The following is a 23,917-nucleotide window of genomic DNA, read 5'->3' on the forward strand; positions in this document are numbered from 1 at the left end:
ATTTACCCAAAGCAGAAAGAAAATAAAAACTGTTAGTAGTTCTAAAAAAATAGTTAGCATTATAATTTACCAATCCACAAAATTAAAAAAAGATAATTACAAGTTTACATGTCCAATTAAATTATTAAAAAATAAGAATGGAATCTAATTTAATTCCAACAGAGTTATCTCCTCAAATTTTTCAAAAAATTTATCTAAGGATACAACATAATCTAAATTAAACTGTTTAGCGATAACAACACTAGAACAATCAATATAACTGGCTTTATAAGTATTAACATTATATTTTTTAAAGATTGAAAATACTCGATCATTACATTTTTCAATGTCTTGTTCGTTAAGTATTGTAAAGTTATCCACTAAGAAGTAATATGCTTTTTTTGTTAGTTCTATATTTTTGGTTTTCTTCATTATGACAGTTATTATTTCCTGCAAGACCCCATTACTAATAAAACAATCATTTTCCAATAAGATATTTTTATTTTTTTGGACTATTTCACGATTGGTGTCGTTTCTTTTGAATATTGGAATAATGAAAGAAGTGTCAATGAATAGTTTAGCCATCGTAAACCAACTCATCTACATTCCAGTCTTCACCATCATCATCTATCATTCCAAAAACATCGTCCAGCGTTACTTTTTGCCTAGGTGTTAAAATAATTTCATCATCCTTTATATCCCATTCAAATATTGTGTTTTCATCTATAGGAAATTGTTTAAATTCTTCTTTTATTATTTTCGGCAAGTGCAACTCATCATTGCCGTATAACTTACTGCTTGCTAAACTCATAAAAAATCACATCAATTATGATTAATCTGATTATTAATATATATTCTGAATAATATAAATTTATCGGAAAATTAAATTTCAAAAGTTCTTAAACTCACAATGAATAATTTATGAAAATAATCTTAGATTAATTAATAATAAATATTTTTGAAGTGCGACTTTGTGTGAAAACACAATTATATTTTACTGAATGTTTACATCACCTACTAACAAAATTCCATATTAATAATATTTTGAATATTAGTAATCCAAGTAATCAGCAATATTTCTTATTTAATTTGTTTAAATCGAATATTACCTCAAGTAATATTCCAAACAAAATTGTATACTCACCATCCAATTAAAAGCATTTTAAACTAAAAAGAAATATGATTTTGCATACTTTAAACCATTAAATAATCTCCATTCTTAATATTAACAAAATAATTTAATAAATTTATTAAATGACTCATTATTTATATGAAAAATCAAAGATTAAAAGAATTAATTTTTAATTACTTTTAGTTATAAAAATAGAAAACTTTATATAGTAACAAAAAGTAAGACATATAAAAAATACATAGTTACTCTTTTTTCAGAGTTTCAGCAATCTGAAATTTCATTTTCATGTAAGTATATTTTTAAAATTTTATTTACAAACGGTGACTGATCAGATTTTACCCAAAGCAGAAAGAAAATAAAAACTGTTAGTAGTTCTAAAAAAATAGTTAGCATTATAATTTACCAATCCACAAAATTAAAAAAAGATAATTATAAAAACTTTTCAGCTTCCTTCATAAATTCTTCAGCATTGTTTATCCATAATTTTGCAATGCTTTCAGTAATCCCATCAACAGAATCATAATCTGCATCTTCACGTAGGGACTGTGCACGTGCGAGATACTTGGCAATTTTCCGGTTAAAATCGCCTTGATTTACATAAACTTGACCAAAGGTAGATATCAAACCTTCATGAGATTTAGTATAATATCCTTTTTTAACCAATAATGCCTTAGCTGTTAAAAACATGCAGTAATATGATGCACTAACAGATGTCGCATACTGCTGATTGTCAAATAATATTTTACTTGAAATCAATTTGTCATTAGCTTTAGAAATGAATTCATCCACTTCAGACAAGTACAACACCATCCTCAAGCACGTTTGTTAAAAATGAATAATCTTTTGTGTTATTAAATCTATCCACTGACATTATATGTGGAGAAATTAATTCCTGTTGGTCTAAAACAATATCACCAACTACATCAGTAATAATGGGATCAATTTCCTCCCAATAATCAGAAACTATTAAAATATCAATATCAGAATCTTCTCCATCATCACCACGAGCAACAGAACCAAACAATATAATTCTAACTATCTTATCAGAATTAATGGCATTTGCAAACTCATAAGCAATTTTAACACGATTATTCATAGATAATCACCAAAAAATTTTATAATTAATTATATCAATTTCATTAATAATAAATATTTTTGAAGTGCGATTTCACACAAAAACACAGTATTAAATTGAAATATTTTTTGAACTGAATTTAATATGAAAAATATTATTCTTAATCCATATCTTTAATTTTCATTGCAAAAAGTATCACTAAAATAATAGCAATAACCCATAACAGCTTTTCTTATAATTGATTCAAAAGATAAATCAATATTATTAAAATTGACCTCATATGAACCTAATATCATAGATATTAAGAAAAATATTATAATTAATGAAATCAAAAGTACTATGCATCCTTTCTTTCTTCTAACTTCAAATGATAAGATTTTATTGAATTTATCTGGAATGGCAAATAATATTTGAAAAATTAAAGTAATTAAACTTAAATTTATTGCCAGGGTTAAGTTACTTAATTTAAATGCATTAAAATAACCCTAAATTCCCACAGCCAAACTTAACAATCCATACCATGTTGGAATATAACCTAAAATAATTTTTTCTCCTTCAATACAACTTCTATCATTAAAAACTTCATCTCTAAAGTATAATGCCAATGATGGTACAATGAAAGCAGAGGAAAGAATGATTCCTAAATTCAATTGGTTTAAAAAATAACTAATTGTAATTATTGCAATAATGATTCCTGGAACTGAAAATATCATTAATTTAGACAAAAATTCATAAGTATTGTCAAATCTAATATCTGACATGATTTTATATTTCTTTTCCAATCTTTCATAATCCAAAATGTAATAAAACCAAGGACTAAAGAAAATGCAATATAATATCCAAATTACAATACTAAAAAAGTCATTTAAATTAATATATGTTAATATGGCCAATAATAAGAGAGGAACAGTGTAAATTAGCATAGAACATACTCTTTCCACCATTGATAAACTTTTAATGTCCAATGGAAACATTATTTTCAATATTCGTGAATTGCCCATATTCACCACATGTAAATTATTTTTGATAATTATTATCACATTTAATTGTATAAAAATCTTGTGCAGTTTAATATTGACACCACCATTTAAAAAAATTGTTATTTTAAAATTATAATCAATATAATTTAACTAATTGAAAATAAATATAATCAAAATTTAACAATTTAAAAAGCATTATTTATACTATTAATTGAAAAACTTGTGATTATTATAAAATAAAGCATCAATAATATATAAAACAAAAGTTTAACAGAATTACTTTTTAATAACTTTTAGTAAATTTAATAGAAAACTTTATATACTAACAAAAAGTAAATAAAATATAATCATTTGATTCACCCAAAATAAGGAGCGTGAAAAAATGGCTGATAAAGAAACTATCGAAACCAAAATTGCCGAAGAAAAAGAAGAATTTGAAGAAGAAGTTGAAGAAACTGCAGATGAATTCGACTACGAAGAAGATGAATCAAAAGGAACCTATGAAGAAAAAATAGGAAAAGGCAAAAACATTGCTGACAATGTAATCAGTGATTTATCCAAAAGCATTGAAGAGTTTAAAGACAACCTCAAAAACATGCAAAAAGCAGCAGATCAAAAATACAACGATTACAAAAAAACTACTGTACAAAGTTTAGATGTTGATTTAATCGAAACTGAAGACGTTTACTACATAAGGGCTTCTGCTCCAGGTATTGACAAAGAAGAAATCTTAATCGAAGCTGGGGACAATGACATTACTATTGAAGCTACCTTCGCTCCATACATCGAAGAATTCGATGAAGACGATGGGGCTGAAGTAATCAGCAGTTCCTTAAAATCTGGAAGATGTGTAAAAACCATCAGATTTGAGAACAGTATCGATTTAGAAAACATTTCAGCAAAACACAATAACGGAATGGTTACAATCAGCATTCCAAAATTAATTATACCAAAACATAAAGTAAATGTGGAATAGACACTCCGCATTCTTTATCCCTTTTTTTTTAATTTAAATTCGCACGGTTGGCGTTTGTAAATACTTATTTTTTTAATGAATTTCATGAACTTTTAAATATCTTTGTATCCTATAAATAAATATGAATTGGCAAATTTAATTTGTCTATGAATATTTGTTTAGAATATTCATATTTAACTTAATTTTTTAAAGAATATTTTAATTGAGGAATCGATATAATGAAATATAAAAAGTTGAATAATAATGAAAAGATGCCTTTTATGAGTTTTGGCGTTTATGAAATCGAACCTGAAAACACAAAAGAGGCAGTTCTCAACGCTTTGGACTCAGGATACACTTCATTTGATTGTGCACAGGTTTACTATAATGAAAAAGAAGTTGGCCAGGCAATCAATGAATCTGAAATTCCTAGAGAAGAGATATTTTTAACCAGTAAAAACTGGGTCAGTAATTCAGGATATGATAAAACATTGAAAGCAGTCAATAAAACATTGGAGGATTTGCAAACAGATTATCTTGATTTAATGCTTATACATCAGCCGTTTGGAGATTATTATGGATCATATAGGGCGTTGCAGGATTTGCAAAAAGAGGGAACATTGCTGTCAATCGGTGTTTCAAATTTTAATTCCGCCCGTTTGATTGACTTGACCATGAACTCTGATATTGTCCCTCAGGTTAATCAGGTTGAAACTTCACCATATTTCCAGCAATATGAAGCAAATGAAGTCATGAATGAGCTTGGAGTGAGTCATCAGGCTTGGGGTCCTCTTTCTGAAGGGATGGATAACTTATTTGAAAATCCAATTCTTTTGGAAATTGCACAAAAGTATGATAAAAATGCGGTGCAGGTAATTTTGCGATGGCTAGTTGATAGGGACATCTTATTTTCATCCAGATCTGTTAAAATCAAAAGAATGAAAGAGAATATTGATATTTTTGATTTCAGCTTAAGTAAGGATGATATTAAAAAAATTAAAGAGTTGGACGCTGGGGAAAGTCCTTTCATGGACTATGATGACCCTGAAACTGTTATAGATTTTAATTCGGAAATCGTGTAGCACTGATTTTTTAGCTTTCACAGAAAGCTTTGCATATATTAAATTTCCTTCGAAAAATTAGAATTTTATGGGGAGATTGACTCTCCCTCATTTCATGCTTTTTTTTTTAAAAATTTTTTCTGTTTTAAAGACTATATTTTTCAATCAGTCTCTTCTAAACAGGTCTCTTGTATACACCTTGTCTTTGACATCGCCAAGAATGTCTGAGTCAAATCGATTTGCAAGGATAACGTCACTTTCGTTCTTGAAGCGGTCAACGTCATTAACGACTTCTGACTTAAAAAATTCGCTTCCATCATCCAATGTAGGTTCATAGATGATTATTGGAATTCCTTCGGCCTTTATCCTTTTCATGACTCCTTGTATGGCAGATGCACGGAAATTATCGCTGTTGCTCTTCATGGTAAGGCGATAAACCCCAACGGTTTGAGGATTTCTTGAAATGATTTCGTCTGCAATGAACTCCTTACGCACTGAATTGGAATGGACAACGGCTTCTATCATGGTTTGAGGAACATCCTTGTAATTAGCAAGCAACTGTTTGGTGTCTTTAGGCAAACAGTATCCGCCATATCCAAATGATGGGTTGTTGTAGTGTCCGCCAATGCGGGGATCCATACATACACCATCTATTATCATTTGTGTGTCCAAACCTTTTGTTTGGGCATATGTGTCAAGCTCATTGAAGTAGCTTACCCTTACTGCAAGGTATGTGTTTGCGAAAAGTTTAATTGCTTCAGATTCGGTTAGATGTGCTAACAATATTGGAATGTCTTGTTCGGGAGAGCCTGATCTCCTTTCCTCTTCTCTTGCACCTTCAAGAAGAAGGTCTGCAAACATCTGTCCTTCTTCTTTTTGGGCATCGTCACATCCGACAACTATGCGGCTTGGATGGAGATTGTCATAAAGCGCTTTTGACTCACGAAGAAACTCCGGACTGAATATGATGTTTTTGATTCCATACTTTTCACGCACGGACTCCGTGTAGCCAACAGGTATTGTTGACTTGATTACCATCAAAACATCAGGATTGACCTTAAGAGTCCATTCTATAGCATCTTCAACAGTTGATGTGTTGAAAAAATGAGTGGCATCATCATAATCTGTTGGTGTGGCTATAATGACAAGTTCTGCACTCTTGTAGGCTGATTCCTTGTCAGTGGTTGTATGAAGATTGAGATTTCTTTTGCCTTCTCTTGTTTCTTTGAAAAATCTTTCTATCTCATCATCCTGAATTGGACTGATAAACTTATTTAGCATTTCAGCCTTTGATTCGGTTGTTGTAATTGCTGTAACGTCATGTTTCTGGGCTAGCAGGACAGCAAGGGAAAGCCCTACATATCCTACTCCCGCAACTGTAATTTTCATTTTAATTCCTATTTGTATTATTTAATGTTATTTTAATTAGTAATATTCGTCGTCATCATCCTCTTGAGGAGTTCTGTCTATCTTTTTGATTGAACGGATTACTCGGTTGATTTCATCAACTCCCTCCCCTTCAATGGCAGATATGAAAATAGATTTGTCCTCATCATCAATGTAGTCATTGAGATATTCCCTATCATCTATCAGGTCCATCTTGTTGAACAGGTAATAGACCGGAATTTCAGAAAATATCTTCTCGATTTGCTTCAATAGGTTATACTGGTTATCCAAATGGAATCCGCAGGTTTCTGATGCATCAAAAATAAACAGGATTGCATCAGCCAAATGCTCCAGCGCAACGATAGCATTCATTTCGATATCGTTCATTTCCATGACTGGTCTGTCCAACAATCCTGGTGTGTCTATAATCTGTATGCTTCTCCAGTGCATTTCAGTATGTCCGATTTGAATACCCTTTGTTGTAAAAGGGTAGTTTGCAACTTGCGGATCTGCACCGGTGATTTGCCTTAATAGTGTGGATTTGCCCACATTAGGAAAACCTGCTATAACGATTGTTGTTGCATCAAAATCGATAGTGGGCATGTTCCTCAGGTTCTGCTTTGCAAAATCGAGGAAATCCAAATCCTTTTTGATTTTGTTCACCACGGATGAAATTCTTCCGTAAGCCTGCTTTTGTATTGCTGTTGATCTTTCTGAAGGATTTTTCCTGATTTTCGCACCGTATTCCTTTTCTAGCTGGGTTATAATTCCATAAGCCCAGTTGAGTGCACCTAATGATTGCTTCAAATCATCCACTCCGACAGTAATGTCAATATAGTCCTGGTAGAATGGATGCATATCTTCAATTTCGGGAACGGCATCAATGATTGATTTTAATTTATCCTTAATTACCTGACAGGAAGTGACTACTCTTCTTTCCTCAATTCTTTTACCCTTCAAATGTTTTGGTATTTTTTGGCTTCTAATCAGGTCTGCCTGTTTTTTGCCTCTGCTGAATCCCTTGTCCAAGAGCTCTTCAGGAGTAGGTATTGTTGGTATCATCATGGTTATCACTATTTAAAGATTTGGCCTTGGAATTTGTATACGTCACAGCTTTCATCCATCCAGCTGTCTGCACTGATTCCTGCTTTCATGCAGGTGTGTTCCAGAAAGTTTTCCACGTCCAGAGCATTTTCGACAGCTACCTGTGGAAGTAGCAGGCCTCGTGAATATCCTTTTTGAACTATCAGTCCGTCACGTCCAATTTCTATTTCATCGAAATAGTCTTCAGGCTGTGTCACATAAATCATTTCCGGCTTTGTCAATACGGTAACTTCAAAGTCCAGGCTTTCAAATTCATCTTCACTTAATGCAGGAAATCTTGGGTCGTTGAATGCTGCTGCAATGGCAACTTCGTTTGTAGCAACGATTGCCGGTTCTATAGGTTCAGCATATCCGATGCATCCTCTTAAGTTATTGTTTTTGTTGAGTGTAACGAATACTCCCAGTTTCTCATCAAGTTCTTCAGGGTGATCATCTGGTATTTCCAGTTTTTCTCCGGTTTTCAAATAGTGTAAAATTGTCTCTTTTGCTATGTCTAATAAATATTGTCCTGATTCATCGCTTATCATTATCCCATTCCTCCAACTAATGCATTTAAAATTCTTGTATGTGGTCCTCCATCTCCTACAGGTACGGTTTGCCCGTCCTTTCCGCAGAATCCTACGCTTAATTCAAAGTCATTTCCAATGGCATCAATGTTGTTTAAGGTTTCCAGAATATTTCCTGACAGTGAAACATCTCTTAAATGTGTTAAAATTTCTCCGTTCTTGATTAGATATCCTTCAGCAGCATTGAATTGGAAAATACCTTTTCCGGTATCTACCTGGCCACCTCTTGAACCTTTCAGATAGATTCCATCAGGAATATCTTCTATCAGTTCTTCGAATGTATTGTCTCCAGGCTGAAGGTATGTATTGCTCATTCTTACGATTGGCTTATCTGCAATTATTGATCTTGCGTTCCCGGTTGATTTCATTCCCAGTTTTGATGCTGTTTCTCTTGAATTTAAAAGGGAAATAAGTTTTCCGTCTTTGACTAATTGGTTCGGTTTTGTTTTAACGCCCTCTACATCATAAGGGTAGTATCCGAATCCGTCTTTTTTGCTTGCATCATCGAAGATGTTCACGATGTCTGATGCAATTGTTTCACCGAGTTTGCCTTTTAGGATTGAATCGTTTTGAAGAATCAAATCACCTTCAACGGCATGGCCAAGGGCTTCATGTATGAGTACTCCTGTCAATTGGGGGTCGGCTATCACAGGGAATTTCCCTGATGGGGCCGCTTCAGCGTCAAGCAATCTCACGGCTTTTTCACCAATTTCCCGTCCGAATTTTTCAATATCTTCATCAGCAATGGCCTCAAATCCTTTGACGCCCCCTATGCTTCCGTGTCCGAATTGTATTATTTCGCCATCGGTTGCGGATGCGTTCAGAGCCATCCTTATCTTACTTGTTTTTGTTTGGATTTCGCTGCCTTCGCTGTTCATGAATATCTCATCAATCACGTTGTCCGCATATCCTACTGTGGTACTGTTGACCTTTTCGATGGTTGCGGCATCATTTGCTTCCTTTAAAATATTGCTTTTTTCATCTATTGAAATGTCTTTAAAGGGTATCCTGACGTCCACTTCCATATTGTCTTTGATAATCTCACTTTCACTTAGCTTCACGTCTCCTGTAAGTGAATTGGATAATTGAATGGCAGTATCTGCTATTTCATTTAATTTTGATAAATCTGTTGTGTATGCAAAACCCCATGCGCCGTTATTTAACACTCTGATTCTTGCGCCTAAACTCATTCCGGTGTTAATCTCATCTACATTTCCATCTTTCATTAATATGGAAGTATTGTCACTCATTCCGGCTCTAATATCTATGTAATCTGCTTTGGGGATTGTCTTTTTAATCACATTTTCGAATAGATTCATGTATTCTTCCATCGTATCCCTCATAATTATTAATCTAATATTTATATTGTGCAACATATATAATAAAAGTTATTTATATTATGAATGTAAATATATCAATTGTTATATTAAAATAAAATTTTGGTGATGAAATGGTTATTGTAGTAGGTACCGGTGCAGGTGGAGGAATTTTGGCATATGAACTTGCAAGAAATGATGTGCCGGTTACAATTTTAGAAAAAGGACCTTATATAAATTCAGGCGACGCATTCAAGTATTATGATAAATATTCCGATGAAGTGGATTTGCTGACAACCACATGCATCGGGGGTGCGTCAATCGTTTCAATGTCAAATATGGTTAGGGCATTGGATGAAGAGTTTCTGGAATATGGCATAGATTTGACAGACGCTTATGAGTATGTTGAAGAATTGGTGGGAGTCCATCAACTTGATGATTCTCATATAGGAAAAGGTACTCGGGCGTTTTTGGACGCAGGACATGAATTGGGTTTAAATACTATGAAAATGCCTAAAGCCATCAGAGAGGAAGACTGCATTCAGTGCGGAAAATGTGCATTCGGATGCCCTGTAAATGCAAAATGGTCCGGAAAGGATTTTGTCGATTTGGCCGTCGAAGCAGGAGCCGAACTGATATGTGATGCTGAAGTAGTCAGGGTAATTTCTAAAGACTCAAAGGCAACAGGTGTGGAATATATTAAGGATGACAAAAAACAGTCAGTTTATTCAGACACTGTAATCCTGGCTGCCGGAGCAATAGGATCCACACTGATTTTAAGAAGTTCTGGAATTGAAGATGCCGGTCGTGAACTGTTCTTTGACCCATTTGTAAGCGTTGGAGGATACATAAAGGATATAAATTTCAATACTGAAGTTCAGATGGCGGGTTTGGTTATAGGCAAAAACTTTGTTCTCTCTCCTCATTTTTCATCATTTATTCGAGCAAACATTCCTGATGATTCTGTAGAGGACAAGGACATATTGAGCATCATGGTAAAGACTGCAGATGAATGCAGGGGATTCGTTTGCGATGACGGTGATGTTGTAAAGATAAACACAATCAATGATATAAGATACCTTGCGGAAGGCGTTGCTACAGCTGGATTCATCCTGGAAAAGGCAGGAGTCGACCCAAACACCATAGGTTCGACAGTTTATAGGGGTGCGCATCCCGGTGGAACAGCCCCAATCGGAAAAATAGTTGATTCAAATCAGGAAACTTCAATAGAAGGTTTGTATGTTAGTGATGCCAGCGTATTGCCAATATCACCTGGAAAACCTCCGATATTAACAATACTTGCACTCTCTAAAAGATTGGCAGATTATATATTGAATAAATAGAAGATTATTCGAATTGTTTATCGATATCTTCTGTTTTTATTAATTTTTCACAGTAGTGGCATCTGACCACTGGAGGATACTTGTTGATTACATTGAATAAGGGTGTAATCGGTTCATTTTCGTAATTTGTTATGCATTTCGGATTGGTACATTTGATGATTGATGTAATCCTGTCCGGAAGTATTATTTTATCTTTTTTTATTGGTTCGAAGTTTCGAATAATGTTGATGGTGGCTTTTGGAGCTATCAAAGCAATCTGATTAAGCTCCGAAGGATCCAATTCCCTGTTTTCAATTTTCAAAATATCCTTGCTGCCAATCTCATTGGATGAAACATTCATGGCTATTGTGACATTGCGTGTCTCTTCATCGGGAAGACCTAAAATCTTGAGGATGTGCAATGACTTGTTGGCTGTAATGTGGTCGATTACAGTACCGTTTTCAATAGCTTTGATTTTCAATTCTGATTTGTCCTTTGTCAATTTAATCTACCTTTTATACATTTTCAAGTCTTTCATTTCAATGATTGCCTCAGTATCGTTCACCAATTGTTGAGGACTTTTGTTTTTAGTTGCGATGGTAAAGCATTCTATGACTCTGGCTCCGCGCATTTTGACTTTTTCCTGAAGTCTCCTGAGATTGCTGTCTCCACGATTCGCATCCATTGTGGCAAACAGAACAACGTCCTTTCCGGTAAAGTTGCACCTGTCGATAAGTGTTATTATCGCAGGTGTAGGGCTTCCGGACCATGTCGGAGAGCCGAGGTATATTGTATCGTAATTGGTTAAATCCACTTTTGCAGGTCTAATTTCAGTTTTTTCTTCTCTGAATGCACTGATTGTAGCGAACAGTCTGTTTGTGAGTCCGTCACGATTTTTCAAATCATGTATTCTTAATAGATGTCCATCCAAATTCTTTGCTAATGTTTTTGCAACCAAATCTGTTGTTCCTCTCTGTGAGTAATAAAGTATTAAAGTTGCCATTTTATAATCTCCTAATGATTAAGGATGAAGGCCGAAGTGTGTCAGTCCTGCTTGTTCATTAATGCCTAAGATGATGTTCATGTTTTGTATTGCCTGACCGGATGCGCCTTTGACAAGGTTATCGATAGCTGAAAGCATTACAATTCTTCCGGTATCATCTATTTCGAATCCTCCGATGTGAACAAAGTTGGATCCTCTGACTGAACTCAAGTGAGGTATTTCTCCCTCATCCATGAGCTTGATGAAATACTCTTCGCCATATTCCTTTTTGTATAGTTTTCTCAATTCTTCTGGTGTAATATCTTTATTTTCATCATTTAAAAAGCTGTGGCTTGTAGTTTGAATTCCTCTGATTACAGGCACAAGATGAGGGGTGAATGAAACTTCGACTTCGTCAAATCCATGTAATTCCTGTTTGATTTCGGATGAGTGTCTGTGTGTTGTAATCTTGTATGGGTTGATGTTGTCTGCAATGTTTGGATAATGTGTGGTTGAGGATGCATTAACTCCAGCTCCGCTAACTCCTGATTTTGAATCAAGAACTATCCTGTCAACTAGTCCGTTTTTAACGAGAGGATAAGATGATAGGATTGCTCCGGTCGGGAAGCAGCCTGGATTTGCAACAAGGTTGGCTTTTTTAATTTCGTCACGGTAAAGCTCCGGAAGTCCGAATGCTCCTTTGTTTTCACTGTCAGTGTGCTCCATTCCATACCATTTTTCATATACTGCTGTATCTCTGTATCTGTAATCTCCACTGAGGTCAACAACTTTTGCACCTGTTTCCAGAAGTTCAGGTACAATTTTCATTGATGCTCCGTGAGGGGTTGCAGTAAATACAACATCAACATCTAATTCGCTTGGACTTTTATTGGTAAATACAAGTCCTGAATCTCTTATGTGGGGATGAATTTTATGTGCTGGTGTGCCATCGTACTGTCTTGAAGTGATGTCGCTAACTTCAACCTCCGGATGGTTTAAAAGCATTCTTAAAAGTTCTCCGCCAGTATATCCACTTGCTCCTACAATCGCTACTTTAAACATTTCTATTCTCTCCTAATCTTCGCAGTGGTCTAAAATTTTTCCTTCGAAATCTGTATTTTCTATTTTTCTAATGATCTTACAGCTGCTGTCAAGTTCACAATCACGATATTTTTCTATGCGAACTGCTTTTGCTTTAAGGCCTCTTTTGTCAATGGCCTGTTGCAGTTTGCCGATATCATGGTCCTGGTCAGCGCCGACGGTGATGATGTCGGGGTCGATTTCACGCACTATTTTGAAAACGTCACCGTTTGCATCACCTAAATAAGCGTCAGTTACGGGTTTTAGCATTTTAATCAATTCTAAACGTTGGTCTTCTCCAACAATAGGCACTCTTTTTCTTCTCTCAACTGTTGCATCACGTGCCACAACAACATAAAGCTCAGCATCTTCTCCACCTAATTTTCTGGACTCTTCAAGATAAACTCCATGTCCGGGGTGGAGTATGTCAAATGTTCCGGTCGCCATTACTTTCATTCAATTACCTCTTTTGATATTTTAAAGCTGCAGTTAAATCAATCTTATCAGTATAAAGTGCAGAACCGATTACTACTCCTTCCACACCGCTTTCATTTAATTTTTTAATGTCGTCTATTGTTGTTATTCCTCCGGAATATACAATAGGCAAGTCTACAGATTTTTTAAGCTCTTCTACAGGCTCTGTGTAAAAGCCACCCAAAAGACCTTCCACATCAACATTAGTAAACAGGATGCTGCCTGCGCCATGGTCCTTAAAGTCTGCTGACAGCTCGGATGGGCTTTTGTCGATTTTTTCCTGCCAACCCTTTATCACGACTCTGTTGTCTTTGCTGTCAAGTGAAATCATGATTCTCTCAGAGCCGTATTCTTTTGAAAGTTGTTCTATGGTTTCGGGATGCTTGATTCCCATTGTTCCTATGATTATCCTTTCGATATCAAGGTCAAGCAATTGGCGGGCATATTCAACGCTTCTGATTCCTCCGCCAAGTTGAATTGGAACGCTGACTTCGTCCAATATCCTTTTGATAATGTCGAAGCTGGCCACTCCATTGATGGTTCCGTCCAAATCAATTACATGGATATTCTTCGCTCCCAAATCCTCCCAATGTTTTGCAACATTTTCAGGATTCTCTATTTCAACCATTTCACTTCCAGGTTCGCCCTGAACAAGCTGCACGCACTTTCCATTCTTAATGTCAACTGCAGGCATTATCAACATTTCATCTTTTTTAAATGACATTTACAATTTTCCTGTAATATTTTATTATAATATAACTATTTGTTTTGAAATACTTTATATGTATTGTTATTTTGGAATATTTTTTGCTGAAAAAATGCCAATAAAGTTTCATCACAAAAACAATTTTAAATGAATTCCAATATAATAAATATTGATGAGCACAATTATTGAATTTAAAAATGTTGATAAGATTTACAAGACCGGCGATCATATTCTGAAGGCCATGGATGATGTCAACTTCACGATTGATGAGGGGGAATTTGTTGTAATTCTTGGACCATCCGGTGCGGGCAAGTCAACGCTCCTGAATCTGTTGGGTGGCCTTGATACTGTCACATCCGGTGAGATTATTGTCGACGGCAGCCATGTGGAGCAGTTCGGTGATGACCAGCTTACAAGTTACCGGGCAAAGAATGTTGGTTTCATTTTTCAGTTCTATAATCTGATTCCAAACCTGACTGCCAGAGAAAATGTTGAGCTTATGAAGGATATCGTGGATGTGGACATTGACGCTTTGAGTGTCCTGGATTCTGTTGGCCTTAAAAATCATGCCAATCAGTTCCCTGCACAGCTGTCCGGTGGAGAACAGCAAAGGGTATCAATAGCAAGAGCTGTTGCAAAACAGCCTACAATGCTTTTATGTGATGAACCTACAGGCGCGCTTGATTCGAAAACGGGTGTTTTGATTTTAACACTGCTTCAGGACATGAGCAATAGTGGAAATACTACTGTTGTCATTGTCACTCACAATGCTATTCTTGCTGAAGCGGCAGACAAGGTCATAAGAATCAAGAACGGTCAGATTGAAAGCATAGTCATTAATGAAAATCCGAAGAAGGTAAATGATTTGGAATGGTGACTTTTTTGCTTGTTGGAGGTAAATCTCTAAACTGGCTGTTTTATTATTTCGCTCAAATTAATTTTTTTTAAAATTTCATATATATCTCTATTTTTAATGTGGATGAAATATTTCAGTCATTGATGTTAATGAAATTTGTCTACTATTATTGTCATTTCTTTATGGGAGTCCAATGTTTTAAATGATGCTTTCATCAATTTAAAATAGGTTTTTTATATTTAATTTTTCATATATTATATCATGTCATTATTTAAAAAAATGCTGAGGGATATCAGGATCAATAGGGCGCAGTTTATTGCGATATTTCTAATGGCATTTATAGGCATATTTGCATACAGCGGAATATATGCTGAGTATTATGGGCTGGTGCAAACTTCCGATGAGTATTACAATCAAACCAATCTGGCTGATGCTTGGATTTACGGTACGGATTTCGATGATTCTGCAATTGACAAGATAAGCGATTTTTCAACCCAGACAGACAGGCAGGATGTGGTAAAGTCAGTGGCTGATATGGACGGAAAGCCAGACATAACGCTGCATTTCACGCAAAGCGGAACGGTGTCGAAATTCTATTCAATTGAAGGTGAAGATTTCAATGCAAGTGATGATTCAGGAGTATGGTTAGATAAAAGATTTGCGGATGCAAGGGAATTGAAAGTCGGCGACAATATAACATTCGAATTTGACAATCAAAGCATCACCAAGCAAATAAAGGGAATAGGTTACTCTCCGGAATATATTTATGAAACCTCTCCAAGCTCATTAACTCCTGATTTCTCTCAGATGGGTTTTGCTTACCTTTCTCATAATGCATATCCTGGAACTTTGGAATATAATACTATTCTTGTCAAATACAACATGTCTGACGATGATTTCAATGATAAATTGGACGAATCATTAAGCTATCTGTCATTGACCCGTAAGGAGGACCATTTGAGTGTATCCAAATTTTCAGATGAGATGGCCCAGCACAAGATGATTGGGGACGTCTTTCCGATAGTGTTCATTTTGGTTACTTTCCTCACCCTTCTGACTACAATGACAAGAATCATTGCACGCCAGAGAACTCAAATTGGAATACTGAAGGCGGTAGGATTTAAGGACACATCAATAATGCTGCATTATATTTCATATGCATTCTTCCCTGTTTTGGCAGGTGCCTTTTTGGGTTTGGTAACCGGACCGGTAATTATTCCGCGAATGTTCTATCCATCAATGGCTACAAATTACAGCATGCCAATATGGTATCCCGGATTTGACATGAGTTTCGTATATATTGCTATTGCGATGGTAATTCTGTCTGTTTTTGTAACATATCTTGCATGCAGGAGAATTTCAAAAGAAAATCCTGCAAATGCAATGAGGCCAAAGGCTCCAAAGGAATACTCAAAAACTTTAATTGAAAAATCTGGGTTTTGGAAACATCTAAACTTTAATCTCAGATGGAACTGGAGAGATGCGAGAAGAAACAAGTTTCGAGCATTCATGGCAATCGTTGGGGTTATGGGATGTGTCGCTCTTTTGATTGCTGCATTCGGTATGAATGACAGTCTGGCGGAATTGAAATCATGGGAATATGATGACATCAGCCATTTCGAGTCAAAACTCCAGATTTCCAACAATGCAAATCCTATGGAGCTATACTATGCTTTGAATGAAAGTAACGGCAGTTTTATCATGCAGCAATCCATTGAAATCAAGGCCAATGATAAGGAGGACACGGTAGCATTGCTGGTATCAAACAACACAGATTTGATATCATATACTGATAAGAATAGAAATCCGATTGATATAGATGAAGGTGTTGTTTCAATTTCCCTTAAGCTTGCCAAAAAGTTCGGATTGAAAAAGGGTGATGAAATCAGATGGCATATAGTTGGGGATGATGAGTGGGTAACCTCAAAGATAGGTCAGATTCATGCAGAACCAATCTCTCAGGGTTTGATAATGTCTCCTGATACTTTAGATGACCAGGGACTAAATTTCACTCCTACAAATATTTTGACAGACCAAAAATATGGAGAAAATCTTGAATCGATAAAATCGGTCACAACAATCTCTGATTTAAAGGAAAGCTGGGATATGATGACAATTTCAGTGATGATGATGGTTTCTGTAATTACATTCGTTGCGGTTGTGCTGGCCATTCTGGTTCTCTACAATTTGGGAATACTCTCATTCACTGAAATGGAAAGAGAAATTGCAACGTTAAAGGTTTTGGGATTCGGAACAAATGAATTGAGGAAAATACTTTTGACTCAAAACGTGATTTTCACGGCAATAGGGTTTGTTCTGGGCATTCCTCTCGGATTCTATTTCATGACTCTGATGATGAATGCGGCAGGGGATTCCCTTTATTACGTTCCGACATTAACATGGGGAAATATTATATTGTGCGCAGTAATCACATTTACAATATCCACTGGGGTAAACCTAATGTTTTCAGATAAAATCAGGGACCTTGATATGGTTGAAGCACTTAAGGATGTTGAATAATCTTTGTTAACACTAAAATTGTGGTCAGGAAATATATGTGCAAAAAGTTAAATAATTTACAGATTAATATGAAAATAGCTCTTGGGGGAACGTCGATAATATGAATCTTAAAGAAACAATATACAAAAGGCAATCAATCAGAAAATACGATAAAACACCATTGGCTGAAGAAACATTAGAAGAAATAAGGCATTTCATTGACAATGCAGCTGTTTTGAATCCGGATATCGAATGGAGTTACGATATTGTCGGAAGGGATAATGTAAGAACCCTTCAGAGGTTCAAGGCTCCTCATTATATTTTGATATTTTCACAGCCTAAGGACAACTACCTTCAAAATGTTGGGTTCATATTTCAGCAGGCAGATTTGTTTTTGCAAAGTAGAGGTATCGGATCCTGCTGGATTGGTGCGGGAGGTCCTAAAAAATATGAAAATCCAAATCACGGCCAGGAGTATATAATTATGATTGCATTCGGAAATCCTCAGGGCGAACTCTATCGCAATTCAAGTCAGTTTAGAAGAAAAATCATCTGTGAAATTTCAGATGAGCGTGACAGCAAACTAATTCCTGCACGGCTCGCTCCGTCAGCTACAAACTCGCAAACATGGTATTTTACACACAATGATGATGGAAGCTATAATCTCTACAGAAACAGGCCGAAATTCCGTTTGAATAAAAAGACGGATGTATGGAATCAGGTTGATATGGGCATTGCATTGGCTCATATGTACGTTGCAAATGAAGAATCCTTCAAATTTGCTTCAGAAGGCCATCATGAGAAGTTGAGTGGCAAGGTTTTTGAAGGAACTTTCACTATATGAGTATATTGGGAGAATTATTATGAGGTATGTTGAAAAATCGTTAAAGCTATTTGAATCAAAATTTAACTGTGCACAGGCAGTATTCGCTAGTTTTTCTAAGGAATTGGGGCTTGATGAAAAGCAGGCTCTTAAAATCGGAGGATGCTTTGGCAGTGGAATGCGCAAAGGTGAAGTCTGTGGGGCTTGCAGCGGTGCATTGATGGTTATTGGCTTAAAGTATGGTCAATGTGAAATCGGTGATGTTGAAAGCAAACTGAAAACTGATAAGATGTGCGTGAAATTCTTGGAAAGATTTGAATCTCTCAACGGTTCGTATATCTGCAATGAACTGTTAAATTGTGATTTAAAAACAGAAGAAGGAATAGAATATGCTGTAAACAATAATCTTTTCACTGAAGTCTGCCCTAAAATGGTTGAATCCGCAACATTGATTGTTGAGGATCTGATTAGGGATTAATCCTAAAAATTTATCTTTTATTTTTTTCCAAATAACATATCACAATATCATGATATGACAACATTTAAATATGTTGCATGTTATAATATGTAATTGGAGAATATATGTGATGACAATGAAAAATGATGAATTTGAAAATAAAAATGATGATGTCTGTGAAGTATTCGTATCTCATGAAGATGCTGTTGCTCGTGTAAGGGAGAAAATGCCTTCAGAAGAGATATATTCAGATTTATCAGAATTTTTTAAAATATTTGGAAATCCTACAAGATTAAAAATTATTTCACTGCTATGTGTTGAAGATTTGTGTGTCTGTGATATCTGTGAGGCACTGGAATTAAACCAGACAACAGTTTCCAATCAGTTAAGGATATTACGTGCAAACAATATTGTAAAATATCAAAAGGAAGGGAAAATGGCCCGATATTCACTGACAGATTCACACATTGAAATGATTTACAAGGTAGGCTTCGAACATATATTGGAATAGTAAATTGGTGGTAATATGGTAGAAAATAGATGTTATGATTCAGATTGCGCCGATGAAAACTGTCGTAATCCCGAACATTATAACTATATTTGTTTTAATCCGGAATGTGAGGATGTTCGCTGTGAAAATCCTAAGCATTATGACAAGCAGCTATTAACAGAATTTCAAAAAAATACTGATTTGAGTAAATACGATCATAGAGAAGAAATCGATTACGACAAAGATGTTGAAATAAGTCTTTGCGGTTGTCCTGATTGTGCAGATGACGATGACCACAATCATGAGCATAGTCATGAGCATGACCACGAACATGACCATAATCACGATCATGAACATCATCATGACCACAATCATGGGCAAGATGATGCTGATATAAGTCTTTGTGGTTGTCCTGATTGTGCAGATGACGATGACGATGATGACGACGGTGAATTACTGGCTGAAGGAAAACCGCTAATATATAACAGACCAATTCAAATCATGGTTGCAAGCGGAATATTGTTTGTTTTGGGTCATGTCTTTGAATTTCTTTCATTCAGTCAGACTGTCATAACTCTTACTTATATGGCAGGTGCTGTTATTGCAGGTTATGAAATTGCAATCTTAGCATATAAATCATTAGTTAAAAGACATACAATCGGTCCAGCAATGCTTATGTGTATTGCATGTGTTGCCTCTTTTATCATAGGTCATCCTGAAGAGGGTGCAGCAGTAACATTCCTTTACTATATTGCTGAATTTTTAGAAGACTATGCAGAATATAAATCAAAAAGATCAATTAAAGCACTTGTTGAAATTGCCCCTGATACTGCAAGGGTCAAAGTAGGGGATAAGGAAGAGATTAAAAACGTCGATGATGTGGAAATTGGGGAAATTGTCATTGTAAAGCCTGGAGACAAAGTGCCGTTGGACGGTGAAGTCATATCAGGTTCATCTTCAATCAACCAGGCTTCAATTACAGGTGAAAGTGTTCCTGTTTTAAAGCAAGTCGGCGACGATGTATTTTCAGGAACAGTAAATGAAGATGGATATCTTGAAATTAAAGTAACCACTGCCGCTAAGGATTCAGTTATCTCAAAAATCGTAACTTTGGTTAAAAGTTCACAGCTCAACAGGTCAGAAACAGAGTCAATGGTTGAAAAGGTTGCCAAATATTACACTCCGGTAATGATGGTTGGAGCAATTATCGTAGCACTTGTTCCACCGTTTCTGTTCGGTCAGAACCTGTCTGATTGGGTTTATAAGGCATTGTCACTGCTGGTAATTTCATGCCCTTGTGCATTTTTAATTTCAACTCCTGTCGGTATGGTGTCTTCAATCACTTCCGCTGCCAGAAATGGTGTTATCATTAAGGGAAGTACTTATGTTGAGGAAATGCGTAACGTTAAGGCAGTCATTCTTGATAAAACTGGAACTTTAACTGAAGGAAAACTCAAATTAAGTGATGTTGAAGTTTTGGATGATAATTATTCTACTGACGATATCGTAAAAATTGCAGCCTCCATTGAATCCGAGTCTTCACACCCTATCGCTCAGGCAGTTGTAAACTATGCTGATGAAAATAACATATCTTTTGAAAAAGTTGAAGACTTTAAAAATGTCACTGGTAAGGGAATCATTGCAAATATTGATGGCGAGCAGTTCTATGCTGCAAACGAGTCACTGATTGAAGGATCAAGCTTTGACATTTCACAAGAGGAAATAAACAAATACTCTGCAGAAGGTAAGACTTTAATCTTTGTTGGAAACGCTCAAAGGGTATTGGGTGTCATTACAGTATCCGATAAGATAAGAGACAATGCGCCTGAAGTCATAGCTGATTTAAGAGGTCATGGCGTTAAAACATTTATGCTTACAGGTGACAATAAACTGGCGGCTGAAAGTGTGGCGTCTGAAATTGGAGTTGACCATTTTTATGCTAATTTGATGCCTGAAGACAAATTAAATCTCCTGGATACAATTAGGAACAAATTTGGTGATGTTGCAATGGTTGGGGATGGTATCAACGATGCACCGGCTCTTGCACGTGCAAATATAGGTATTGCAATGGGTGCAGCAGGTTCTGACGTAGCTATTGAAACAGCAGATGTGGCATTGATGCAGGACGATATTTCAAAGCTCCCATACCTGTTTTCATTAAGCCACAAAACAATGGGAATCATTAAACAGAACATTACCCTTGCGATTGCAATAAAGTTATTGTGTGTAATACTTGCGATAATGGGTATTATCACATTGATGATGTCCGTTGGTTTCGGAGATTTGGGTTTAACACTATTCGTTATCCTAAACTCATTTAGAATTGGAATGGTGAAAGATCCGCTATTCTAATTTCTTTTTTTTCTTTTTTTTTAATATTCGAACAGATGAATATTCGTTTAATAATTAATTTTATATTGAATAGATTTTAATATTTACTTATGCAAAGTAATGATAATTCAAAAAGTGTAGATATAATGCTTGGAAATCCTAAAAAAGCATTAATAAGCATGTCTATACCTTTGATTATTTCATTACTGATTTCCAGTCTTTATAATCTCATAGATGCTGCATGGGTGTCCGGTTTGGGTGCTGATGCTCTTGCAGGAGTTGGATTTTTCACTCCAGTATTCATGATTCTGGTTGGTTTTGGAAACGGCCTTGGAGCAGGAGCTTCCTTTGCAATATCCAAATATGTTGGTGAAGACAATAAATCAAAGGCAAATAATGCTTCAGTTCATTCAATCCTAATAAATATTATCTTATCAATAATTATAACTATTCTTCTTTGGGTCTTGCTTGTTCCGATATTGAATGCGATGGGTGTGGGTCAAACAATTTCTTATGCAACAGATTATGGGAATCTAATTGTTTTAGGTTCAATATTTATAATATTTTCAAACGCATTGTATGGAATTTACAGAGGTGAAGGTGATTCGACAAGGCCTATGTATGCCATGATGCTTTCAGCTATTCTAAACATGGTTCTTGACCCGATTTTTATTTACACATTGAATCTGGGAGTTAAGGGGGCGGCCATTGCAACGCTGATATCTTCCATTTTTGTAATATTGGTCTTATGCTATTGGTTTTATGTTAAAAAGGACACTTACCTAAATCCTGTTATGTCCAATTTCAGTTATAAAAAGGACATTGCCATGGATATCATTAAGGTTGGAATTCCTGCAAGCATTCAGCTTTTAAACAACGCATTTTTTGCAGCAGTCTTTTCTGCACTTCTTGCATTCCTGTCATCTACGGATTCCGTTGCTGTTTATTCAACAGGATGGAGAATAGTGGTTATAGGAACGACTCCAATTTTGGCAATCGGAACGGCGCTAATCAGTGTTGTTGCGGCAAATTATGGTGCAAAAAACTATAAAAATATTCAGGTTGCCCATAGGTATGCGATGAAGATATCCATAATTATAGGATTTGTTGTAGCTGTTTTGACAAATGTTTTTGCAGGGGATATTGCTTCGGTTTTTGCTTCAAGCGGTTCCAGCGTAAGGATTTTAGGTGAATTGACCAGTTTTCTTTCATGGATTGTAATCTATTATCCGACAATGGGAGTCGGTGTTGCTTCAACCTATGTTTTTCAGGGTGTCGGAAAAGGTTTAACTGCAATGTTTCAGACAATCATGAGAGAAACAGGATTTACAATATTTTTTGCAGTTTTGTTGGGCGTAATTTTAGGTTATGGCGTATGGGGTGCATGGATGGGTATTGTTTTAGGTGAAGTCGTATCGAACAACATTACAATGGTGTGGGCAGACAGATATGTTAAAAAATTAATAAATATTAATGATGGCTAAGCACCATTAATATCCTTTAAATAGATTTTATCATCACAGATTGTATCGATTAAATCCATGTCGTGGCTTACGAGTAAAAATCCCATGTTTCTTTGTTTGACAATTTTTAATACTGAATCTAGAATCTGCACCTGTGTAATTGCATCGAGCATTGTTGTCATTTCGTCTGCAATCAGGAATTTTGTTTTAGGATTTAATGACCTTAGGACTGAAAATCTTTGAAGTTCTCCGCCGGACAATTCCTGTGGAAATCTTGTGAGCCAGGATTTTTGAATACCGAAGTCTTCAAGGAGGTCATCCGGAACTTCCCATGATTCGCTTAATACGTCACTCATTTTCCATTTAGGGTTCATAACCTTTTCTGGATGTTGATATATTAACTGAACTGGGCAAAACTCCTTTTTAGGGAGGTCTTGACCGTTTAAAGTTACTCTGCCATCAAATTTCGGTATATGTCCGGAGAGAATTTTACACAGTGTTGACTTTCCGCTTCCGCTATCTCCAACTAAACCAGTAACTTTATTGCTGTCCAGATATATGTCAATATCTTTCAATATGTATTTTTTAGCTGAGGGGTATTTAAATGAAATATTCGAACCGATAAGTTCCATCTTATTCACTTCCTTCATATTTAAAACATCTGACTTTTTTATTTTCTAGGTCGATAAGTTGTGGCCGTTCGTTTTTGCATCTTTCAAATCTCATTTCGCATCTGTCGTAGTATGGGCATCCGTTTGGTATTTCGCCGTGTAGTGGTTGGTGTCCTTTTGTCAGTTCGAATCCGTTTGCAGGCAGTGCTTTGTATAGTGCTTTTGTGTATGGGTGTAGTAGGTTTTCTCCGTTTCCTGTGAAGTCTTCT

General features: G+C 35.6%; 26 protein-coding genes. 10 read left to right on the forward strand and 16 right to left on the reverse strand.

Annotation, left to right across the window (positions count from 1 at the left end):
- Positions 1–144: 144 nt before the first annotated feature.
- The 5 genes from QZV68_RS07110 to QZV68_RS07130 form a co-directional block, all read right to left on the reverse strand.
- Positions 145–579, reverse strand: coding sequence for a PIN domain-containing protein (locus QZV68_RS07110; protein ID WP_296879950.1), 435 nt, complete (start codon positions 577–579; stop codon positions 145–147).
- A complete protein-coding gene (locus tag QZV68_RS07115) occupies positions 557–790 on the reverse strand; it encodes a hypothetical protein (RefSeq protein ID WP_292818152.1) in 234 nt (77 codons plus the stop codon). The genes QZV68_RS07110 and QZV68_RS07115 overlap by 23 nt, the downstream gene beginning before the upstream one ends.
- A gap of 750 nt (positions 791–1,540) precedes the next feature.
- Positions 1,541–1,900: a HEPN domain-containing protein gene (locus QZV68_RS07120; RefSeq protein WP_296879998.1), complete on the reverse strand. Its 360-nt coding sequence runs from the start codon at positions 1,898–1,900 to the stop codon at positions 1,541–1,543.
- A gap of 1 nt (position 1,901) precedes the next feature.
- Positions 1,902–2,207 carry a nucleotidyltransferase domain-containing protein gene (locus QZV68_RS07125; RefSeq protein ID WP_296879954.1) on the reverse strand — a complete coding sequence of 102 codons (306 nt, stop codon included), beginning with the start codon at positions 2,205–2,207 and terminating at the stop codon, positions 1,902–1,904.
- A 464-nt stretch (positions 2,208–2,671) separates the two neighbouring features.
- On the reverse strand, positions 2,672–2,947 hold the full coding sequence (locus QZV68_RS07130; RefSeq protein ID WP_296879957.1) for a hypothetical protein: 276 nt from the start codon (positions 2,945–2,947) through the stop codon (positions 2,672–2,674).
- A 601-nt stretch (positions 2,948–3,548) separates the two neighbouring features.
- Between QZV68_RS07130 and QZV68_RS07135 the strand changes: the two genes are divergently transcribed.
- Positions 3,549–4,142 (forward strand): Hsp20/alpha crystallin family protein, encoded by a 594-nt coding sequence (locus tag QZV68_RS07135; protein WP_296879958.1) that lies wholly within the window; start codon positions 3,549–3,551, stop codon positions 4,140–4,142.
- Between the two features lie 218 nt (positions 4,143–4,360).
- Positions 4,361–5,203 (forward strand): aldo/keto reductase, encoded by an 843-nt coding sequence (locus QZV68_RS07140; RefSeq protein ID WP_296879959.1) that lies wholly within the window; start codon positions 4,361–4,363, stop codon positions 5,201–5,203.
- A 144-nt stretch (positions 5,204–5,347) separates the two neighbouring features.
- On the opposite strand, the gene QZV68_RS07145 is transcribed toward QZV68_RS07140, so the two are convergent.
- Genes QZV68_RS07145 through QZV68_RS07160 form a run of 4 tightly spaced genes read right to left on the reverse strand, consistent with a single transcriptional unit; the run spans position 5,348 to position 9,569 of the window.
- Positions 5,348–6,571, reverse strand: a complete 1,224-nt coding sequence (locus tag QZV68_RS07145) for a nucleotide sugar dehydrogenase (RefSeq protein WP_296879960.1) — start codon at positions 6,569–6,571, stop codon at positions 5,348–5,350.
- Between the two features lie 36 nt (positions 6,572–6,607).
- Positions 6,608–7,633, reverse strand: a complete 1,026-nt coding sequence (locus tag QZV68_RS07150) for an NOG1 family protein (protein WP_296879965.1) — start codon at positions 7,631–7,633, stop codon at positions 6,608–6,610.
- An 8-nt stretch (positions 7,634–7,641) separates the two neighbouring features.
- A complete protein-coding gene (locus tag QZV68_RS07155) occupies positions 7,642–8,199 on the reverse strand; it encodes a TIGR00296 family protein (RefSeq protein WP_296879966.1) in 558 nt (185 codons plus the stop codon).
- Complete coding sequence (locus tag QZV68_RS07160; protein ID WP_296880000.1) at positions 8,199–9,569, reverse strand: TldD/PmbA family protein; 1,371 nt, start codon at positions 9,567–9,569, stop codon at positions 8,199–8,201. Before QZV68_RS07160 ends, QZV68_RS07155 begins: the two co-directional genes overlap by 1 nt.
- 119 nt (positions 9,570–9,688) lie before the next feature.
- Between QZV68_RS07160 and QZV68_RS07165 the strand changes: the two genes are divergently transcribed.
- Positions 9,689–10,897, forward strand: coding sequence for a GMC family oxidoreductase N-terminal domain-containing protein (locus QZV68_RS07165; RefSeq protein ID WP_296879968.1), 1,209 nt, complete (start codon positions 9,689–9,691; stop codon positions 10,895–10,897).
- 4 nt (positions 10,898–10,901) lie between these two features.
- On the opposite strand, the gene pyrI is transcribed toward QZV68_RS07165, so the two are convergent.
- From pyrI to hisA, 5 genes are read right to left on the reverse strand one after another with little or no spacing between them, the layout of a single operon-like run.
- Positions 10,902–11,378, reverse strand: coding sequence for an aspartate carbamoyltransferase regulatory subunit (gene pyrI, locus QZV68_RS07170; protein WP_296879969.1), 477 nt, complete (start codon positions 11,376–11,378; stop codon positions 10,902–10,904).
- 6 nt (positions 11,379–11,384) lie between these two features.
- Positions 11,385–11,879, reverse strand: coding sequence for a flavodoxin (locus QZV68_RS07175; RefSeq protein WP_296879970.1), 495 nt, complete (start codon positions 11,877–11,879; stop codon positions 11,385–11,387).
- Between the two features lie 18 nt (positions 11,880–11,897).
- The gene (gene argC / locus QZV68_RS07180; protein WP_296879973.1) at positions 11,898–12,920 is read right to left on the reverse strand and encodes an N-acetyl-gamma-glutamyl-phosphate reductase; all 1,023 of its coding nucleotides are present in this window, start codon (positions 12,918–12,920) and stop codon (positions 11,898–11,900) included.
- Positions 12,921–12,932: 12 nt separating this feature from the next.
- Complete coding sequence (locus QZV68_RS07185) at positions 12,933–13,394, reverse strand: FAD synthase (protein WP_296879974.1); 462 nt, start codon at positions 13,392–13,394, stop codon at positions 12,933–12,935.
- A 4-nt stretch (positions 13,395–13,398) separates the two neighbouring features.
- A complete protein-coding gene (gene hisA, locus QZV68_RS07190; RefSeq protein WP_296879976.1) occupies positions 13,399–14,136 on the reverse strand; it encodes a 1-(5-phosphoribosyl)-5-[(5-phosphoribosylamino)methylideneamino]imidazole-4-carboxamide isomerase in 738 nt (245 codons plus the stop codon).
- Between the two features lie 154 nt (positions 14,137–14,290).
- Between hisA and QZV68_RS07195 the strand changes: the two genes are divergently transcribed.
- The 7 genes from QZV68_RS07195 (at position 14,291) to QZV68_RS07225 (ending at position 23,058) form a co-directional block, all read left to right on the forward strand.
- The gene (locus QZV68_RS07195; RefSeq protein WP_296879977.1) at positions 14,291–14,995 is read left to right on the forward strand and encodes an ABC transporter ATP-binding protein; all 705 of its coding nucleotides are present in this window, start codon (positions 14,291–14,293) and stop codon (positions 14,993–14,995) included.
- 309 nt (positions 14,996–15,304) lie between these two features.
- On the forward strand, positions 15,305–17,494 hold the full coding sequence (locus QZV68_RS07200; protein ID WP_296879980.1) for an ABC transporter permease: 2,190 nt from the start codon (positions 15,305–15,307) through the stop codon (positions 17,492–17,494).
- A gap of 100 nt (positions 17,495–17,594) precedes the next feature.
- On the forward strand, positions 17,595–18,317 hold the full coding sequence (locus tag QZV68_RS07205; RefSeq protein ID WP_296879982.1) for a nitroreductase family protein: 723 nt from the start codon (positions 17,595–17,597) through the stop codon (positions 18,315–18,317).
- A gap of 19 nt (positions 18,318–18,336) precedes the next feature.
- Entirely contained in the window at positions 18,337–18,774 is a 438-nt protein-coding gene (locus tag QZV68_RS07210) for a C-GCAxxG-C-C family protein (RefSeq protein ID WP_296879984.1), read from the forward strand.
- A 109-nt stretch (positions 18,775–18,883) separates the two neighbouring features.
- Positions 18,884–19,264 (forward strand): helix-turn-helix transcriptional regulator, encoded by a 381-nt coding sequence (locus QZV68_RS07215; RefSeq protein ID WP_296879986.1) that lies wholly within the window; start codon positions 18,884–18,886, stop codon positions 19,262–19,264.
- Between the two features lie 15 nt (positions 19,265–19,279).
- Complete coding sequence (locus tag QZV68_RS07220; RefSeq protein WP_296879988.1) at positions 19,280–21,595, forward strand: cation-translocating P-type ATPase; 2,316 nt, start codon at positions 19,280–19,282, stop codon at positions 21,593–21,595.
- 89 nt (positions 21,596–21,684) lie between these two features.
- Positions 21,685–23,058, forward strand: a complete 1,374-nt coding sequence (locus QZV68_RS07225) for an MATE family efflux transporter (RefSeq protein WP_296879989.1) — start codon at positions 21,685–21,687, stop codon at positions 23,056–23,058.
- On the opposite strand, the gene QZV68_RS07230 is transcribed toward QZV68_RS07225, so the two are convergent.
- Together QZV68_RS07230 and QZV68_RS07235 are read right to left on the reverse strand one after the other, a co-directional pair.
- On the reverse strand, positions 23,055–23,669 hold the full coding sequence (locus QZV68_RS07230; RefSeq protein WP_296880003.1) for an ABC transporter ATP-binding protein: 615 nt from the start codon (positions 23,667–23,669) through the stop codon (positions 23,055–23,057). The two genes, QZV68_RS07225 and QZV68_RS07230, sit on opposite strands and share 4 nt — an antisense overlap.
- 1 nt (position 23,670) lies before the next feature.
- Positions 23,671–23,917, reverse strand: a 247-nt coding sequence (locus tag QZV68_RS07235; protein WP_363137133.1) for an oligopeptide/dipeptide ABC transporter ATP-binding protein, incomplete at its 5' end; no start/stop codon positions are given.

Origin of the sequence: uncultured Methanobrevibacter sp. (genome assembly GCF_902801725.1) — an archaeon.
In the GTDB taxonomy this organism is placed as follows: Archaea; Methanobacteriota; Methanobacteria; order Methanobacteriales; family Methanobacteriaceae; genus Methanocatella.

Coding starts and splice junctions, on each gene's coding strand:
- QZV68_RS07110 (WP_296879950.1), bottom strand. CDS start 579: ATGAGTTGGTTTACGATGGCTAAACTATTCATTGACACTTCTTTCATT.
- QZV68_RS07115 (WP_292818152.1), bottom strand. CDS start 790: ATGAGTTTAGCAAGCAGTAAGTTATACGGCAATGATGAGTTGCACTTG.
- QZV68_RS07125 (WP_296879954.1), bottom strand. CDS start 2,207: ATGAATAATCGTGTTAAAATTGCTTATGAGTTTGCAAATGCCATTAAT.
- QZV68_RS07130 (WP_296879957.1), bottom strand. CDS start 2,947: ATGTCAGATATTAGATTTGACAATACTTATGAATTTTTGTCTAAATTA.
- QZV68_RS07135 (WP_296879958.1), top strand. CDS start 3,549: ATGGCTGATAAAGAAACTATCGAAACCAAAATTGCCGAAGAAAAAGAA.
- QZV68_RS07140 (WP_296879959.1), top strand. CDS start 4,361: ATGAAATATAAAAAGTTGAATAATAATGAAAAGATGCCTTTTATGAGT.
- QZV68_RS07145 (WP_296879960.1), bottom strand. CDS start 6,571: ATGAAAATTACAGTTGCGGGAGTAGGATATGTAGGGCTTTCCCTTGCT.
- QZV68_RS07150 (WP_296879965.1), bottom strand. CDS start 7,633: ATGATGATACCAACAATACCTACTCCTGAAGAGCTCTTGGACAAGGGA.
- QZV68_RS07155 (WP_296879966.1), bottom strand. CDS start 8,199: ATGATAAGCGATGAATCAGGACAATATTTATTAGACATAGCAAAAGAG.
- QZV68_RS07160 (WP_296880000.1), bottom strand. CDS start 9,569: ATGGAAGAATACATGAATCTATTCGAAAATGTGATTAAAAAGACAATC.
- QZV68_RS07165 (WP_296879968.1), top strand. CDS start 9,689: ATGGTTATTGTAGTAGGTACCGGTGCAGGTGGAGGAATTTTGGCATAT.
- QZV68_RS07175 (WP_296879970.1), bottom strand. CDS start 11,879: ATGGCAACTTTAATACTTTATTACTCACAGAGAGGAACAACAGATTTG.
- argC (WP_296879973.1), bottom strand. CDS start 12,920: ATGTTTAAAGTAGCGATTGTAGGAGCAAGTGGATATACTGGCGGAGAA.
- QZV68_RS07185 (WP_296879974.1), bottom strand. CDS start 13,394: ATGAAAGTAATGGCGACCGGAACATTTGACATACTCCACCCCGGACAT.
- hisA (WP_296879976.1), bottom strand. CDS start 14,136: ATGTCATTTAAAAAAGATGAAATGTTGATAATGCCTGCAGTTGACATT.
- QZV68_RS07195 (WP_296879977.1), top strand. CDS start 14,291: ATGAGCACAATTATTGAATTTAAAAATGTTGATAAGATTTACAAGACC.
- QZV68_RS07200 (WP_296879980.1), top strand. CDS start 15,305: ATGGCATTTATAGGCATATTTGCATACAGCGGAATATATGCTGAGTAT.
- QZV68_RS07205 (WP_296879982.1), top strand. CDS start 17,595: ATGAATCTTAAAGAAACAATATACAAAAGGCAATCAATCAGAAAATAC.
- QZV68_RS07210 (WP_296879984.1), top strand. CDS start 18,337: ATGAGGTATGTTGAAAAATCGTTAAAGCTATTTGAATCAAAATTTAAC.
- QZV68_RS07215 (WP_296879986.1), top strand. CDS start 18,884: ATGACAATGAAAAATGATGAATTTGAAAATAAAAATGATGATGTCTGT.
- QZV68_RS07220 (WP_296879988.1), top strand. CDS start 19,280: ATGGTAGAAAATAGATGTTATGATTCAGATTGCGCCGATGAAAACTGT.
- QZV68_RS07225 (WP_296879989.1), top strand. CDS start 21,685: ATGCAAAGTAATGATAATTCAAAAAGTGTAGATATAATGCTTGGAAAT.
- QZV68_RS07230 (WP_296880003.1), bottom strand. CDS start 23,669: ATGGAACTTATCGGTTCGAATATTTCATTTAAATACCCCTCAGCTAAA.